The organism is Haloglomus salinum, assembly GCF_024298825.1.
Lineage (GTDB): Archaea > Halobacteriota > Halobacteria > Halobacteriales > Haloarculaceae > Haloglomus > Haloglomus salinum.
In genome coordinates this window covers 2343488-2356908 of sequence record NZ_CP101153.1, presented here as the reverse complement: position 1 = coordinate 2356908, position 13421 = coordinate 2343488, and the positions used below count along the sequence as shown (strand labels likewise).

Below are 13421 nucleotides of genomic sequence, written 5' to 3'. Positions count from 1 at the left end.
CAATGTCAACAGGCCAATCCCCCAAGGAGATCGGGTCGCTCAGCTTCGGGCTGATGGACCCCGAGGAGTACCGCGAGATGTCGGCCACGAAGGTCATCACCGCCGACACGTACGACGACGACGGCTTCCCCATCGACATGGGGCTGATGGACCCGCGGCTGGGCGTCATCGACCCCGGACTGGAGTGCAAGACCTGCGGCAAGCACAGCGGCTCGTGTAACGGCCACTTCGGCCACATCGAGCTGGCCGCACCGGTCATCCACGTCGGGTTCTCGAAGCTCATCCGGCGGCTGCTCCGGGGCACGTGCCGGGACTGCTCCCGGCTCTGTCTGACCGAGGACGAGGCCCAGGAGTTCCGCTCGCAGCTCACCCGGACCCGCCAGCTCGGCGAGGACTTGAACGACGTGACGAAGGCCGCCATCCGGCAGGCCCGCAAGAAGGACCGCTGTCCGCACTGTGGCGAGGTCCAGTACGACATCCAGCACGAGAAGCCGACCACCTACTACGAGGTCCAGGACGTGCTCCATTCGGAGTACTCCGAGATGGTCGCGGCCGCGATGGAGGGCCGCCCCGTGACGCAGCTGGACGAGGACGAGGAGACCGAGCGTGAGCCGATGCCGCCCCAGGAGCTCTCCGAGGAGACCGGCATCGAGGTCTCGCGCATCAACGAGATCCTCTCGGCCGAGTTCCGGCCGAAGGAGGACATGCGCAAGAAGATCGAGAAGGCCCTCTCCATCGACCTCACCGAGGAGGACATGAACAAGCTGATGCCCAGCGACATCCGGGACTGGTTCGAGGATATCCCGGACGAGGACATCGAGACGCTGGGTATCGACCCCAGCAAGTCCCGGCCGGAGTGGATCATCCTGACGGTGCTGCCGGTCCCGCCGGTCACCGCGCGACCGTCCATCACGCTGGACAACGGCCAGCGCTCCGAGGACGACCTCACGCACAAGCTGGTCGACATCATCCGCATCAACCAGCGGTTCATGGAGAACCGCGAGGCGGGTGCGCCCCAGCTCATCATCGAGGACCTCTGGGAGCTGCTCCAGTACCACGTGACCACGTTCATGGACAACGAGATATCCGGGACGCCGCCGGCCCGCCACCGCTCGGGCCGGCCGCTGAAGACCCTCTCCCAGCGCCTGAAGGGCAAGGAGGGCCGCTTCCGTGGCTCGCTGTCCGGCAAGCGTGTCAACTTCTCCGCCCGGACGGTCATCTCGCCGGACCCGACCCTCTCACTCAACGAGGTCGGCGTCCCCGAGCGCGTCGCCAGCGAGATGACCCAGACGATGAACGTCAACGCCCGGAACCTGGATGACGCCCGCCGATACGTCTCGAACGGGCCCGAAGGCCACCCGGGTGCCAACTACGTCCGACGACCGGACGGCCGACGACTCAAGGTGACCGAGAAGAACTGCGAGGAGCTCGCCGAGAAGGTCGAGCCCGGCTGGGAGGTCGCGCGTCACCTCATCGACGGTGACATCGTCATCTTCAATCGGCAGCCGTCGCTCCACCGGATGTCAATCATGGCCCACGAGGTGGTCGTGATGCCGTACAAGACGTTCCGCCTGAACACGGTCGTCTGTCCGCCGTACAACGCCGACTTCGACGGCGACGAGATGAACATGCACGCGCTCCAGAACGAGGAGGCGCGTGCGGAGGCACGGGTCCTGATGCGGGTCCAGGAGCAGATTCTCAGCCCCCGCTTCGGGGAGAACATCATCGGGGCCATCCAGGACCACATCAGCGGGACCTATCTCCTCACACACGAGAACCCGCACTTCAACGAGACGCAGGCACTGGACCTGCTTCGGGCCACGTCCATCGACGAACTGCCCGAGGCAGACGGCGAGGACGAGGAGACCGGCGAGCCGTACTGGACCGGCCGGACGGTGTTCTCGGAACTCCTGCCGGACGACCTCGACCTGGAGTTCACCTCCAGCGCCGGCGACACCGTCCTCATCGAGGACGGCCAGCTCACCGAGGGGACCATCGACGAGGACGCCGTCGGCGCGTTCGGCGGCGAAATCGTCGACACCATCTGCAAGCTCCACTCGAACACGCGGGCCCGCCAGTTCGTCAACGAGGTCGCGACGCTGGCGATGCGGTCCATCATGCACTTCGGGTTCTCGCTGGCCATCGACGACGAGTCCATCGAGCCCGAGGCCGAGGCCCAGATCGACGAGGCCATCGAGAACGCCGAGGAGCGGGTCCAGGAACTCATCTCGACGTACGACGCCGGCGAGCTCGAATCGCTCCCCGGTCGGACCGTCGACGAGACGCTGGAGATGAAGATCATGCAGACGCTGGGCAAGGCGCGTGACTCCGCCGGCGACATCGCGGAGGACTACTTCGACGACGACAACCCGGCCGTCGTCATGGCCCGGTCCGGCGCGCGTGGGTCGATGCTGAACCTGACCCAGATGGCCGGCTGCGTCGGCCAGCAGGCCGTGCGGGGCGAGCGCATCAACCGTGGCTACGAGGGCCGCACGCTCTCGCACTACCTGCCCGACGACCTGTCGGCCGACGCCCACGGCTTCGTGGAGAACTCCTACCGGAACGGCCTGACCCCGCGGGAGTTCTTCTTCCACGCGATGGGTGGCCGCGAGGGGCTGGTCGACACCGCCGTCCGGACCTCGAAGTCCGGCTACCTCCAGCGCCGGCTCATCAACGCGCTGTCGGAACTGGAGACACAGTACGACGGCACCGTCCGCGATACGTCGGACACCATCGTCCAGTTCGAGTTCGGCGAGGACGGCACCTCTCCGGTGCAGGTCTCCTCGGACGACGACAACGACATCGACGTGGAGGCCATCACCGAGCGCGTGATGGACGAGGAGTTCGCCGACGAGGCCGAGAAGGAGCAGTTCCTCTCGCGCGAGGCCGTCGAGACGAACATCTCGGAGCACCAGGACTCCTGGAAGACCGGCCGCACCGCCGGGACGAGCACGGAGGTGGAGTCGGATGACTGATTTCGACGTCTCCGACGACGCCGAGGCGCTCGTCGAGGACACCGAGCTTCCGCGGCGGCTCAAGGAGGAGGTGTACGAGGCCATCGAGGGCCGCGACGTGCCCACGGAGAAGGTCGACGAGATCGCCCAGGCGGTCGAGTCGCGCTACCTCGAGACGCGCGTCGACCCGCTCGACCCCGTCGGCACCGTCTCCGCGCAGTCCATCGGGGAGCCGGGAACGCAGATGTCTGTTCCGGCCGACGAGGAGGTAATCGTTCGCCGGGATGGAGAAACCGACGTGGTCGAGATCGGCCCGTTCGTGGACTCGCTGGTCGAGCCTCGCGAGTCGCGGTCCATCGACGACCACGAGGTCGCGCTGGCTCCCGAAGGCATCGAGGTGCCGAGCCTGGACCGTGACGAGCGGATGCGCTGGAAGGCTATCGAGGAGGTGAGTCGGCACGAGACGCCCGACGAACTGCTTCGGTTCGAGCTGGAGTCCGGCCGCTCGATTCGAGCGACGAAGGCTCACTCGTTCGTCACGCGGCAGGCCGGTGAGATTCGACCTGTCGATGCCGAAACGCTGGATGCTGGTGACGAACTGCCTGTTGTCGGGGACTTCGTTGCGGAGAGTTGCCGTATCGACGCCACGGCACTCGACCGGACGGTCGCTGCGGACGGCGGTACGGCCGTATCTGCCCCGGTTGAGAACGTCATCGCAGCGGATGTCGCCTGGGACCGCATCGACTCCGTCGAGACGGTCACCAGCGACCACGAGTACGTCTACGACCTCTCTGTCGCGGGGCTGGAGACGTTCACGACTGCAGAGGGTGTCGTCACGCACAACACGATGAACACCTTCCACTACGCGGGCGTCGCGGAGATTGACGTCACGCAGGGGCTGCCCCGGCTCATCGAGCTGGTGGACGCCCGGAAGACCCCGGACACGCCGATGATGACGGTCCACCTCGAGGACGAGTACGCGGTCGACCGCGAGCGCGCTCACGAGGTCGTCTGGGGCATCGAGGCCACGCGTATCCTCGCGCTCGGTGACGTGTCGACGAACGTCGCGGACATGATCGTCCGCATCGACCTCAACGAGGACACGCTCCACGAGCGCTGGCCCACGGTCGACGAAACCGCCGAGATCGTCGAGGAGATCGCCTCTACCATCGAGAAGAAGCTCAGCGTCGAGACCAGCACGATGGTCGGCACGGACGGCTCGGCCATCGAGTTCGGCCCGGAGGACCCCTCCTACCGGGACCTGCTCCAGCAGGTCGAGGAGCTGCGCGACATCGTGTTCAAGGGCATCGACGAGGTGTCCCGCGTCGTCATCCGGAAGGAGGAGATCGACGACGAGGAGATCGCCGAGGAACTCGACGCCGAGGAGGAGTTCGTCCTCTACACGGAGGGGAGTGCCTTCGGCGACGCGCTCAAGATCGAGGGCGTCGACGCCTCCCGGACCACGTGTAACAATATCCACGAGATCCGCGCGGAACTCGGCATCGAGGCCGCCCGCGAGGCCATCATCGAGGAGACGATGAACACCCTCGAGGAGCAGGGCCTCGACGACGTGAACATCCGCCACCTGATGCTGGTCGCGGACATCATGACGAACCGCGGCACCATCGAGTCCATCGGCCGGCACGGCATCTCCGGCAACAAGCAGTCCGTGCTCGCCCGCGCCGCGTTCGAGGTCACGGTCAACCACCTGCTGGACGCGGCCATCCACGGCGAGGTCGACGACCTCAACGGCGTCACGGAGAACGTCATCGTCGGCAAGCCCATCAAGCTGGGCACCGGCGATGTCAACCTGCGGATGGGCGCGAAGCAGACCGGCGAGAGCGGCGGCCCGGCCGACGACTGAACTCGAGCTTTTTTCCGCTGCGGGTTCGCTTGTGCGCCGGCTTCGCCGTCCTCAGAAATCTTCGATTTCTGATGGGCTGCGGGAGAGCTCCGCTCTCCCGAACGGCGCTCTGCGCGAACCACTTGCGCAAAAAACGTTCAAAAAAGGCTCCTCCTCGACTCGGACCTGCTGGCCTGCGGCCATCCTCAGAAATCTTCGATTTCTGATGGGTACGGAAGAGCTACGCTCTTCCGAGCAGCAGGACACTCGTCTCGGAGGAGTGAAACCGCGCCTGCGGCGCGGTATACAGGGAGTGAACCGCAGTGGCTCCTCGCACGGGAGCAACGGGTCCGTCTTCACAGGGAGTCGGTTCCCGCTCCCCGCGTAACCAGCCGCTGGATTTCGACCCAAGAGCTACCCCAGTGCGTTCTGCTAGTCTCGTTCACGCGCCCATGAGTAAATCAGGCCTGTTGCGCGGCTTGCGGGGGAACGAGCGGCTGGCCGCGACCGGCGGGGTGCTGTACGTGTCGCTACTCCTGACGACGTGGTTCCTCGTCTACGGTGGATTCGACGGGCTGGCGGCGGGGCTGTTCACCGTCCAGGTCGGCCCGTGGCTCGTCTACGCGTTCGGCGGGGCGTTCGTCGTCGGCGCGGTGGTAGCCGTCTCCGCCGTCCGATACCGACTCGCGACGCCGTCGCTGGTCGTTTTTACGGCGTTCGCCGTCGCCGTCTACCGGATGTGGGTGCTTCTCCGGCAGTCGGTCACGCTACTCCCCGGAACTCCGTTCGACATCTACCTGGTCGGCTGGCCGGTGGTGCTCGGGTTGGCAGTCGGTAGCGGACTCGTCGAGCGGCGTGTGCGGGGACCAGCAGCCGAAGCTGCCCCGTCCTGACGTGTGCAGTTCGGTTCCCTCCCGTGCGCATAATATCTGATGAATCGTAATTTGTATATTATACGTAGAATAATCAGCCAAAATTTATAATTTATTGGTTATTCGGCCTCTCGGCTCTCGGAATCCGCGTCCTCCTCCTCCTCCTCCAGCGGGTCGAGCAGCGAGTCCTCGTCGCGGAAGTCGACCTCGAAGACGCGGCCGGCGTTGGCGATGGCCACGACGCCGAGGCCGGTCGCGGTGAGGAGGGCGTTGCTGTAGACGTACGCGACGAGCGCGCCGGCAGCGGCCGACAGCGTGATGAGGCTGTGGAGGCCGGTCGAGGGGCGGAAGTCGGGGCGGGTGAGGTCGGCGACGACGGCGCCCAGCGAGGCGACCGACGCGATGGTGCCCAGGAGGAGGGCCGTCGGGAGGCCGCCGCCGAGGGCGTAGAGTCCGGTGACGACTGCCGCCGAGAGCCCGAAGATGAGCATGAAGTCGCCCTCGGCCGAGAGCCCCCCGTCGCTCTCGGCATCTCCGTCCGCCTCGACGTCCCCGTCGCTCATACCTGCGGGTCGGCAGCGGGGCGTATGTGCCTTGCGACCCCGTGTGTCGTGGGCAGCGGTGTCCGGAAGCGAAGCCTTTTGCGCCGCAGTCCACTACCCACGGACGACAATGAGCGGCCGTGACATGTATCGCCAGCAAATCCTCGACCACTACAAGAACCCGCGCAACTACGGGGAGCTCGAGGACGCGGACTTCGAACACGTCGGGGAGAACCCGATGTGCGGCGATACGATCAAGATGTACGTGAAGCTCGACGACGACGGGGAGACGGTCGAGCGGGTCTCCTTCGTCGGGGACGGCTGTGCCATCTCGCAGGCCTCGGCCAGCATGCTCTCGCAGGACCTCCACGGGAAGACGCTCGACGAGATCCGCGAGATGGACCGCGACGACATCTTCGAACTGCTGGGCATCGACGTGAACCCCATGCGGGTCAAGTGCGCGGTGCTCGCGGAGAAGGTGGCCCAGGACGGTGCGGCCATCCACCTCGGCGAGAAGGACCTCGACCAGACGACCACCGAGGAGTGAGCGCCGCGGGCGGCGTCTGCCTCGGCCGTCGCGCCGTGGGCGCGGATAGCTTTTTGCCGCAGCACGCCGTATGGTACCGTGCATCATGTCCAGCGAACAGGCAGACACCGAGCGGCAAGTACCGTTCGGCGAGACCGTGTACGACGAGGACGGGAACGAACTCGGTCGGGTACGCGGCCTCGACGAGCACGGGTTCTACGTGGCCACGTCGGAAGGGGTGACGGCGATGTCCGTCGACCACGAGGCCGACGCGCGGTCCGGGCACAAGGAGCTCCACTGGCGGTGCTGGGAGTGCGGCGAGATCGGCAACCTCGACGAGATGCCCAGCCAGTGTCCCTCCTGTGGCGCGGCCGAGGAGGAGCTCTACTACTGGGCACAGGACTAACTCGGCCGTCGTGTCGGCTGTCACCGCCACCCCGTTCCTCCGCCCACGTCGCTGACGACACGCCTTTACTCGCTCGCCCGGACCCGCGGGTATGGAGTTCCTCGTCGTCGGCGCGGGCTCGCTGGGCAGCCTGCTCGGGGGATTGCTGGCTCGCGCGCACGACGTGACCCTCGTCGGCCGCGAGCCACACGTCGACGCCGTCCGCGACTCCGGGCTCACCGTCGAGGGGGCCATCGAGACATACGTGCACCCGGACGCCCGCGCGGACGTGCCCGGCGGGCGGTTCGACTGCGCGCTCGTGACGACGAAGGCGTTCGACACCGCAGCGGCGGCACGGGACCTCGCAGCCGCGGGGACGGACCTCGATGCGGCACTGTCGCTCTCGAACGGCCTGGGCAACGAGGCGGTGCTGGCCGACGCGCTGGCCGACGACTGTGAGGTGCTCGCGGGTACCTGCACCTACGGCGCGATGTCACCCGAGCCGGGGACCGTCCGGTGTACGGGCGTCGGCGAGGTGGTGCTGGGCGCACGCGACGGCGGCCCCTCGACCGCCGCCGACCGCGTGGGGGACGGCTTCACCGAAGCCGGAATCGAGACGACGGTTGCGGCGGATATGCCCCGGCGGCTGTGGGAGAAACTGGCCGTCAACGCCGGCATCAACGCCCCGACCGCGCTCGCCCGGGTCGAGAACGGGGCCCTGCTGGACGGCCCGGGCAACGACGTGGCCCGGCGTGCGGCGCGCGAGGTGGCTCGCGTCGCCCGGGCCGAGGGGGTCGACCTCGGGGACGGGGCGGCGACGGCGGCCGTCGAACGGGTCGCGGCCGCGACCGCTGCGAACACCTCCTCGATGCAACAGGACGTGCTCGCCGGGCGGCGGACGGAGGTCGATGCCATCCTCGGGACGGCGCTCGACCGCGCCGACGCACACGGTGTGGCGGTGCCGACGCTCCGGACGCTGGCCGACCTGCTGTGCGCCTGGGAGCGGGACCGGGACCTGCGCTGAAGCGGGTCGGTGGCGCCGACCGCCGGCGGGCTAGTCGCGGCGCTGTCCCTCGCGGAGGCCGTCGGTGAACCCCTTCATCGTGCGCCGGAACAGGAGGAAGAGGGCGAACACGATGAACAGCAGCACCAGGACGATGGCGACCAGTACCGGGTCCACCTGTACCATACGCGCCGGTGGTGCCGGCGCGCGCAAAGGCGTTTCGACACCTGCGGCCAGTCTCCCGGTCCGGAGCCCTGTGCGCCGTCACAGTGGACCGTGCGCACACAAGATTCATGCGCGACCACCCGGTTTGAACGGGTGATGAGCCTCCTGCCCTCCAGCCCGGAGGTGTCCGTCGAGGAGAACCCACGGGTGGTCGGCCTCGACAGCGACGAGGCGGACGCGCTGATGCGTGCGCTCTCCTCCGACACCGCGCGCGAGATGTTGTCGTCGCTCCACGAGGAGCCCCTGCCGCCGTCGAAACTCGCCGACGAGGTCGATACGACCCTCCAGAACGCCCAGTACCATCTCGAACGGCTCTCCGACGCCGGCGCCATCGAGGTCGTCGGCACCGCCTACTCCGAGAAGGGCCGCGAGATGGACGTCTACGCGCCGGCGGACAAGCCGCTGGTCATCTTCGCCGGTCGCGAGGACCAGGCCTCGGGTATCCGTGCGGCGCTCCGGCGACTGGTGGGGGGCCTCTTCGCGCTCCTGTTCGGTGCGGTCGCGGTACAGGAGGTGTTCGGCCGCGGCGTCGGCCGCCTCGCGCCATCGCTGTTCGGCACCGGCTCGAGCGGTGCGGACGGTGGTGGCGCGGGCGGCAGTGACCTGTCGGGCAACGCGACCGGAGCGGGAACGCCCACGCAGACGCCCGGGCAGACACCCTCTCGGACACCGCCTCCGGAGACGACCAGCGGCGGTGGCGACGTGGGTATCTTCAACACGGGAGACGAGAGCGCTACCGCCACCGAGACGGCGGCTGCCGGCGGCGGCGCCGGAGGCGATGGTGGCAGCGCCACCGCGACCGCGGACCCGTCGGTGACGGCCACGCCGGCCGGGACGCCACAGCCTACCGCCGAGCCGACCGCGATGGATACCGCGACTCAGGCCCCCGAAGCGACATCGACCGCCACACAGGCGGCGGCCGACGGTGCCGCGACGGGTGCGACCCCGACGCCGACCCCGGTCAACGAGACGGTGACGGAGACGGTCCGGATGACGACCGAGGCGGCTGCTGGGGCTGGCGACCCGGCCATGGGGCTCCCCCCGGGCGTGGCGTTCTTCCTCGGCGGCGCCATCGTGCTGGGCGTCGCGGTCGCACTCACCTACCGCTGAATCGCCGCGAGCGCCCCTCTCGTTGGTAAAGCGTCTCTTTGAGCTTCCGGCGACTATTTTCTATATCCCACTGTAGCGGATGGTGCGCCGAACGCTTCGGCCCTCCAGGCCGGTCCCCCCTTCGGCCCTCTCCCCTACCGTCCCCCGGTTCGGTGCATCGCCCGGTCGCGGGGCCGTCACTCGGTCCCCGCTGGCCCCGCGCTCCGGTCGATTCTGAACGCCTCCAGCAGCGTCCCGTCCGGCTGGACGAGCCGCCCGGCCAGCCCGTCCCCGTCGGCCTCGAGTTCGGCGTGGGCCGGCTGGTACCGCCGGGGGTCGGCGTGACTCCCCGGGTTGAGCAGCGTCACCTCCCCGAGCGCCCGCAGCGTCGGCCGATGGGAGTGGCCCACGACGACACAGTCCGCGCCGGCCTCACGGGCCGCCAGCGAGAGCGCCTGCTCGCTGTGTTCGTGCCCGTGAACGACGACGAACCGCACGCCGCCGTAGTCGAGGACACGTCGCGCCGGCAGGCGGTCGGTCACGCCGGGAGTGTCACGGTTGCCGTACACCGCATGGAGGGTGCCGGCGGCGTCGTGGACGGCGTCGAGGACCCGCTCGGTGGTGAAGTCCCCGGCGTGGACGACAGCCTCGGCGTCGGCGACCGCGGTCGCGGTCCGGCCGTCGAGGCGCGGGTCGTCGGTGCCGTGCGTGTCGGAGATGACGGTTAGCATGGGCGGGCGTTCGACGGGGGATGACTAAAGCCCCGGTCGGACGACAAGGTCTTTTGCACCGTCGCGTGAGGCCTCGCACAACCGATGGCAAGCAGCAAATCCGTCGTCCTCGCCGCGCTCGTCGCTAACGGGCTCATCGCGATTCTGAAGTTCGTCGGGTTCCTCCTGACCGGAAGCGCCGCGATGCTCTCGGAGACCTACCACTCCATCTCCGACACCGGGAACCAGGTGTTCCTCCTCATCGGCATCCGCTACAGCGGGAAGGACGCCTCCCGGGAGCACCCGTTCGGCTACGGGAAGGCGCAGTTCTTCTACTCCTTCCTCGTCAGCGTCTTCCTGTTCGGTATCGCCGGCTGGGAGAGCCTGAAACACGGTGTCGACGCCATCCGCCACCCGCACCCGCCCGCCACGGGGAACGCGACGCTGCCGGTCGTGAACATCACCTTCGACGCCATCTTCGTCAACTACGCCGTCCTCATCGGCGCCATCGTCTTCGAGGCGTGGGCGTTCAAGAAGGCGTACGCCAACATGAGCCGACAGATCGAGGAGAACGACTGGAGTGGCCTCCGGGAGGCGTTCAAGAAGACCTCCGATGTGACCGTGCTGACGGCGCTCACCGAGGACTTCATCGCGATGGCCGGCGCCGGTATCGCGCTGTTCGGCGTCTACCTCTCTCGTATCACCCAGAACCCGATCTACGACGCCATCGCGGCGACCCTCATCGGAGTGATGCTGATGGGCTTTGCAGTGGCGCTGGCCTGGGAGAACAAGCGGCTCCTGCTCGGCGAGTCGATACCCCGTGAAGACGAGGCCGAACTCCGTGGAATCGTCGCCAGCTGGGACGGTGTCGACCGTGTTGTCGATTTCCGGACCGTCTACTTCGGGCCCGAGAAGGTCGTCGTGATGGCCGATGTCGAGTTCGGCGAGACGCTCGGAACCGAGGAGATCGACGACCGCATCACCGCTATCGAGGACACCCTCATGGAGCATCACTCCGGCATCCGGAAGGTCTACGTCGAACCCGAGGTGTAGATTCTCGTCGAACCTATCGGTTCACTGGCGGAAAGCTGGTTTTGCCGGCAGGTCCGACATCAGGCGTAACATCCCGGTTCAGTCCTCTATCGGCTGGGTCCGCAGGTCGTCGAGCGTGTCCTCCAGTTCGCCCAGCCGCGTCTCGAGGTCGTCCCGGCGGTCGAGCAGGTCGCTCAGCTCCTCGGTGTTGACGGTGTCGCCGTGTTCGACGGCGTTCTCCAGGGTCTCCGAGGTCGCACCGACGAGGAAGGACGCGACCTGGAGGAGTTCGTCGGGCGACTCCCGTGACTCCAGCAGTTCGACGCTACCGGAGTAGAGCTGGTAGCGGATGAGCGGCACCTGCTCGCGCTCGCGGTACGCACCCGAGAAGTTCACGCCCGTCACGGGGTTCTCCCGACCCATGTCCACCTCCTCTCGGACGATGCGGAACGCGTCGGCGAGCTGGTCGTGGGACTCGCCCAGCCGACCCAGTCGGTCGGCGGTCTCCTCGTCGAACTGCTCGGCCACGTCCGCGAAGAACTGGTCGTTGCCGTTACAGCAGAGACACAGCGTGAGAAAGGTGTCGTGGTCCGTGTGGGCCATCTCCCGAAGACGCTCGCGGACGCTCTCTGTCTCCCCCACGAGGAGGTCCGCCTCCAGTTCGTCGAGCACGTCCCGTGCGGCGCGCTCACGCTCCAGGAACGGTTCCACGAACGTCCGCGGCGGCTCCACCTCGGCTTCGTCGTCGTCCCCTGTCATGCCCCCCACTTGCGACCCCCGCGGCAACGGTCTTGCGGTGGGTCGCGGCGTGGTATCACGGGGCGCTTGCGGGCGCCGGAGACGGTCACCACGGCGGCGTTCGTGGTACGGTGTCCGGGGCAACGGGCAGACTAATCATTCAGTAAAAATCCCCGGCTTTCCCCGGCAGAAAGGTTTCGCCGGAACCACCAGAGGGAGGCGACGTGCAACACACCAACGTGGCACTCGCTATCATGGTCTCCGTGGTCCTAGTCGCACCGGTGGTGACCGCCGGCGGGACGGGCGCCACGGCGGAGCAACGGCTGCAGGTACAGGACGAGCGGCTGGACAACGGCACCGCGCTCGCGAAGGGCGGCGGCGGGAAGTTCGTCGCCGGCCGGCAGGACGACGAGGAGATGCAGTACGTGGGGAATTTCACGTTCGGCGTGAAGAACCACAATCCGGGCGCGTCGTCCGGCTTCGCCCTCTACGCCTCGGGATTCCAGGAGGACATCCGGCTCCACTGGAACATCCTCTACCAGCCCGATTTCAGCTGGAGTAGCTGTACCGCGAGCAACGCCGCCGCCTACGGTGTCGACCGGGGGAACGACAACGGGGGAACCGAGACCGACGTCTCGCTCCTGTCGGCAGCCAAGGTGCTGAAGTTCCGTTCGGACGGCATCTACACCGGCTACTACAAGGAGGAGAAGCTAGCCGGTGGCCCCATCAAGATCAACGTCGAGGACCAGGTCATCGCCGGGCTGAACGGCTGCCAGAAGAACCCGTCCGAGCCGGGCTGGTACCGGGCGTACGCACGGAGCAATGGCTCGACCATGATGGACACACAGACGGATTTCGCCGTCGCTGTCACGGACTACGTCTACATCTGCGAGGGCTGTGACAGCCGCCAGGCCGCCATCGAGAAACTGGGTCCGCCGCCACAGACCTGTCCCGCGGCGGGCGTCATGCCGAGCGGGACGACCGGCATCACCGACAAGGAGTGGACCTGCCGGACCGAGGACGGCACGTACTACAAACGGGGAGAGGACCCGTCCAGCGGCGGTGGTGGGGGTGGTGGCGGCGGCTCGACGCCGACCGCGACCCCACCGCCCAGCGGCTCGACGCCGACCGCGACAGCGACGCCAGAGCGGAGCGGCCAGTCGACGCCGACGCCCTCACCCGCCAGCAGTGACCCGGCGACACCGACCGCCACGCCGACCCCGGAGCCGAGCGGCCAGTCGACGCCGACCGCCACGCCGACACCCTCCCCCGCCAGCAGCGACCCGGCGACACCGACCGCCACGCCCGAACCACAGCAGCAACAGCAGCAGAACCAGCAACAACGGAATCAGCAACAGAACCAGCAGCAACAGGACGCGGGACCGGTGACGCCCACGGCCGGGTCTGGTCCCGGATTCGGTCCGCTGGCCGCGGTAGGCGGGCTGCTGGCCGTGGCGCTGCTGGTCATCCGCCGCGACTGACTGCGCCGTCGCGGCGCCGGG

Annotated in this window: 13 protein-coding genes; 9 read left to right on the top strand and 4 right to left on the bottom strand. The window is 67.8% G+C overall.

The features are described from left to right. The first annotated feature begins 2 nt into the window (after positions 1–2). The 3 genes from NL115_RS11245 (at position 3) to NL115_RS11225 (ending at position 5690) form a co-directional block, all read left to right on the top strand. Positions 3–2975, top strand: coding sequence for a DNA-directed RNA polymerase subunit A' (locus NL115_RS11245; RefSeq protein ID WP_254829463.1), 2973 nt, complete (start codon positions 3–5; stop codon positions 2973–2975). Then, entirely contained in the window at positions 2968–4818 is a 1851-nt protein-coding gene (locus NL115_RS20720; protein WP_350355242.1) for a DNA-directed RNA polymerase subunit A'', read from the top strand. The genes NL115_RS11245 and NL115_RS20720 overlap by 8 nt, the downstream gene beginning before the upstream one ends. 431 nt (positions 4819–5249) lie before the next feature. After that, positions 5250–5690 (top strand): hypothetical protein, encoded by a 441-nt coding sequence (locus NL115_RS11225; protein WP_254829462.1) that lies wholly within the window; start codon positions 5250–5252, stop codon positions 5688–5690. A 98-nt stretch (positions 5691–5788) separates the two neighbouring features. Here the strand turns inward: NL115_RS11225 and NL115_RS11220 are convergent, their stop codons facing one another. After that, positions 5789–6232, bottom strand: coding sequence for a hypothetical protein (locus NL115_RS11220; RefSeq protein ID WP_254829461.1), 444 nt, complete (start codon positions 6230–6232; stop codon positions 5789–5791). A 109-nt stretch (positions 6233–6341) separates the two neighbouring features. Between NL115_RS11220 and sufU the strand changes: the two genes are divergently transcribed. From sufU to NL115_RS11205, 3 genes are all read left to right on the top strand, one after another. Beyond that, positions 6342–6758, top strand: coding sequence for a Fe-S cluster assembly sulfur transfer protein SufU (gene sufU, locus NL115_RS11215; RefSeq protein ID WP_254821031.1), 417 nt, complete (start codon positions 6342–6344; stop codon positions 6756–6758). 85 nt (positions 6759–6843) lie between these two features. After that, positions 6844–7143 (top strand): DUF7130 family rubredoxin-like protein, encoded by a 300-nt coding sequence (locus NL115_RS11210; protein WP_254829460.1) that lies wholly within the window; start codon positions 6844–6846, stop codon positions 7141–7143. 91 nt (positions 7144–7234) lie between these two features. Next, positions 7235–8146 (top strand): ketopantoate reductase family protein, encoded by a 912-nt coding sequence (locus NL115_RS11205; protein ID WP_254829459.1) that lies wholly within the window; start codon positions 7235–7237, stop codon positions 8144–8146. Between the two features lie 30 nt (positions 8147–8176). Here the strand turns inward: NL115_RS11205 and NL115_RS20615 are convergent, their stop codons facing one another. Further along, positions 8177–8311: a DUF7859 family protein gene (locus NL115_RS20615; RefSeq protein WP_286666403.1), complete on the bottom strand. Its 135-nt coding sequence runs from the start codon at positions 8309–8311 to the stop codon at positions 8177–8179. A 135-nt stretch (positions 8312–8446) separates the two neighbouring features. Here NL115_RS20615 and NL115_RS11200 point away from each other — a divergent pair, with 135 nt between their 5' ends. Continuing rightward, a complete protein-coding gene (locus tag NL115_RS11200; protein ID WP_254829458.1) occupies positions 8447–9460 on the top strand; it encodes an ArsR/SmtB family transcription factor in 1014 nt (337 codons plus the stop codon). A 176-nt stretch (positions 9461–9636) separates the two neighbouring features. On the opposite strand, the gene NL115_RS11195 is transcribed toward NL115_RS11200, so the two are convergent. Beyond that, positions 9637–10170, bottom strand: coding sequence for a metallophosphoesterase (locus NL115_RS11195; RefSeq protein WP_254829457.1), 534 nt, complete (start codon positions 10168–10170; stop codon positions 9637–9639). An 84-nt stretch (positions 10171–10254) separates the two neighbouring features. On the opposite strand from NL115_RS11195, the gene NL115_RS11190 reads away from it, so the two are divergent. Continuing rightward, positions 10255–11202: a cation diffusion facilitator family transporter gene (locus NL115_RS11190; RefSeq protein WP_254829456.1), complete on the top strand. Its 948-nt coding sequence runs from the start codon at positions 10255–10257 to the stop codon at positions 11200–11202. 78 nt (positions 11203–11280) lie between these two features. On the opposite strand, the gene NL115_RS11185 is transcribed toward NL115_RS11190, so the two are convergent. Beyond that, complete coding sequence (locus tag NL115_RS11185; RefSeq protein ID WP_254829455.1) at positions 11281–11940, bottom strand: hypothetical protein; 660 nt, start codon at positions 11938–11940, stop codon at positions 11281–11283. A 203-nt stretch (positions 11941–12143) separates the two neighbouring features. On the opposite strand from NL115_RS11185, the gene NL115_RS11180 reads away from it, so the two are divergent. Beyond that, entirely contained in the window at positions 12144–13400 is a 1257-nt protein-coding gene (locus NL115_RS11180; RefSeq protein WP_254829454.1) for a hypothetical protein, read from the top strand. Positions 13401–13421: the final 21 nt, after the last annotated feature.

What these genes read in the sequence shown, in the direction of transcription:
- NL115_RS11245 (WP_254829463.1), top strand. Translation starts at nt 3, where the DNA reads ATGTCAACAGGCCAATCCCCCAAGGAGATCGGGTCGCTCAGCTTCGGG.
- NL115_RS20720 (WP_350355242.1), top strand. Translation starts at nt 2,968, where the DNA reads ATGACTGATTTCGACGTCTCCGACGACGCCGAGGCGCTCGTCGAGGAC.
- NL115_RS11225 (WP_254829462.1), top strand. Translation starts at nt 5,250, where the DNA reads ATGAGTAAATCAGGCCTGTTGCGCGGCTTGCGGGGGAACGAGCGGCTG.
- NL115_RS11220 (WP_254829461.1), bottom strand. Translation starts at nt 6,232, where the DNA reads ATGAGCGACGGGGACGTCGAGGCGGACGGAGATGCCGAGAGCGACGGG.
- sufU (WP_254821031.1), top strand. Translation starts at nt 6,342, where the DNA reads ATGAGCGGCCGTGACATGTATCGCCAGCAAATCCTCGACCACTACAAG.
- NL115_RS11210 (WP_254829460.1), top strand. Translation starts at nt 6,844, where the DNA reads ATGTCCAGCGAACAGGCAGACACCGAGCGGCAAGTACCGTTCGGCGAG.
- NL115_RS11205 (WP_254829459.1), top strand. Translation starts at nt 7,235, where the DNA reads ATGGAGTTCCTCGTCGTCGGCGCGGGCTCGCTGGGCAGCCTGCTCGGG.
- NL115_RS20615 (WP_286666403.1), bottom strand. Translation starts at nt 8,311, where the DNA reads ATGGTACAGGTGGACCCGGTACTGGTCGCCATCGTCCTGGTGCTGCTG.
- NL115_RS11200 (WP_254829458.1), top strand. Translation starts at nt 8,447, where the DNA reads ATGAGCCTCCTGCCCTCCAGCCCGGAGGTGTCCGTCGAGGAGAACCCA.
- NL115_RS11195 (WP_254829457.1), bottom strand. Translation starts at nt 10,170, where the DNA reads ATGCTAACCGTCATCTCCGACACGCACGGCACCGACGACCCGCGCCTC.
- NL115_RS11190 (WP_254829456.1), top strand. Translation starts at nt 10,255, where the DNA reads ATGGCAAGCAGCAAATCCGTCGTCCTCGCCGCGCTCGTCGCTAACGGG.
- NL115_RS11185 (WP_254829455.1), bottom strand. Translation starts at nt 11,940, where the DNA reads ATGACAGGGGACGACGACGAAGCCGAGGTGGAGCCGCCGCGGACGTTC.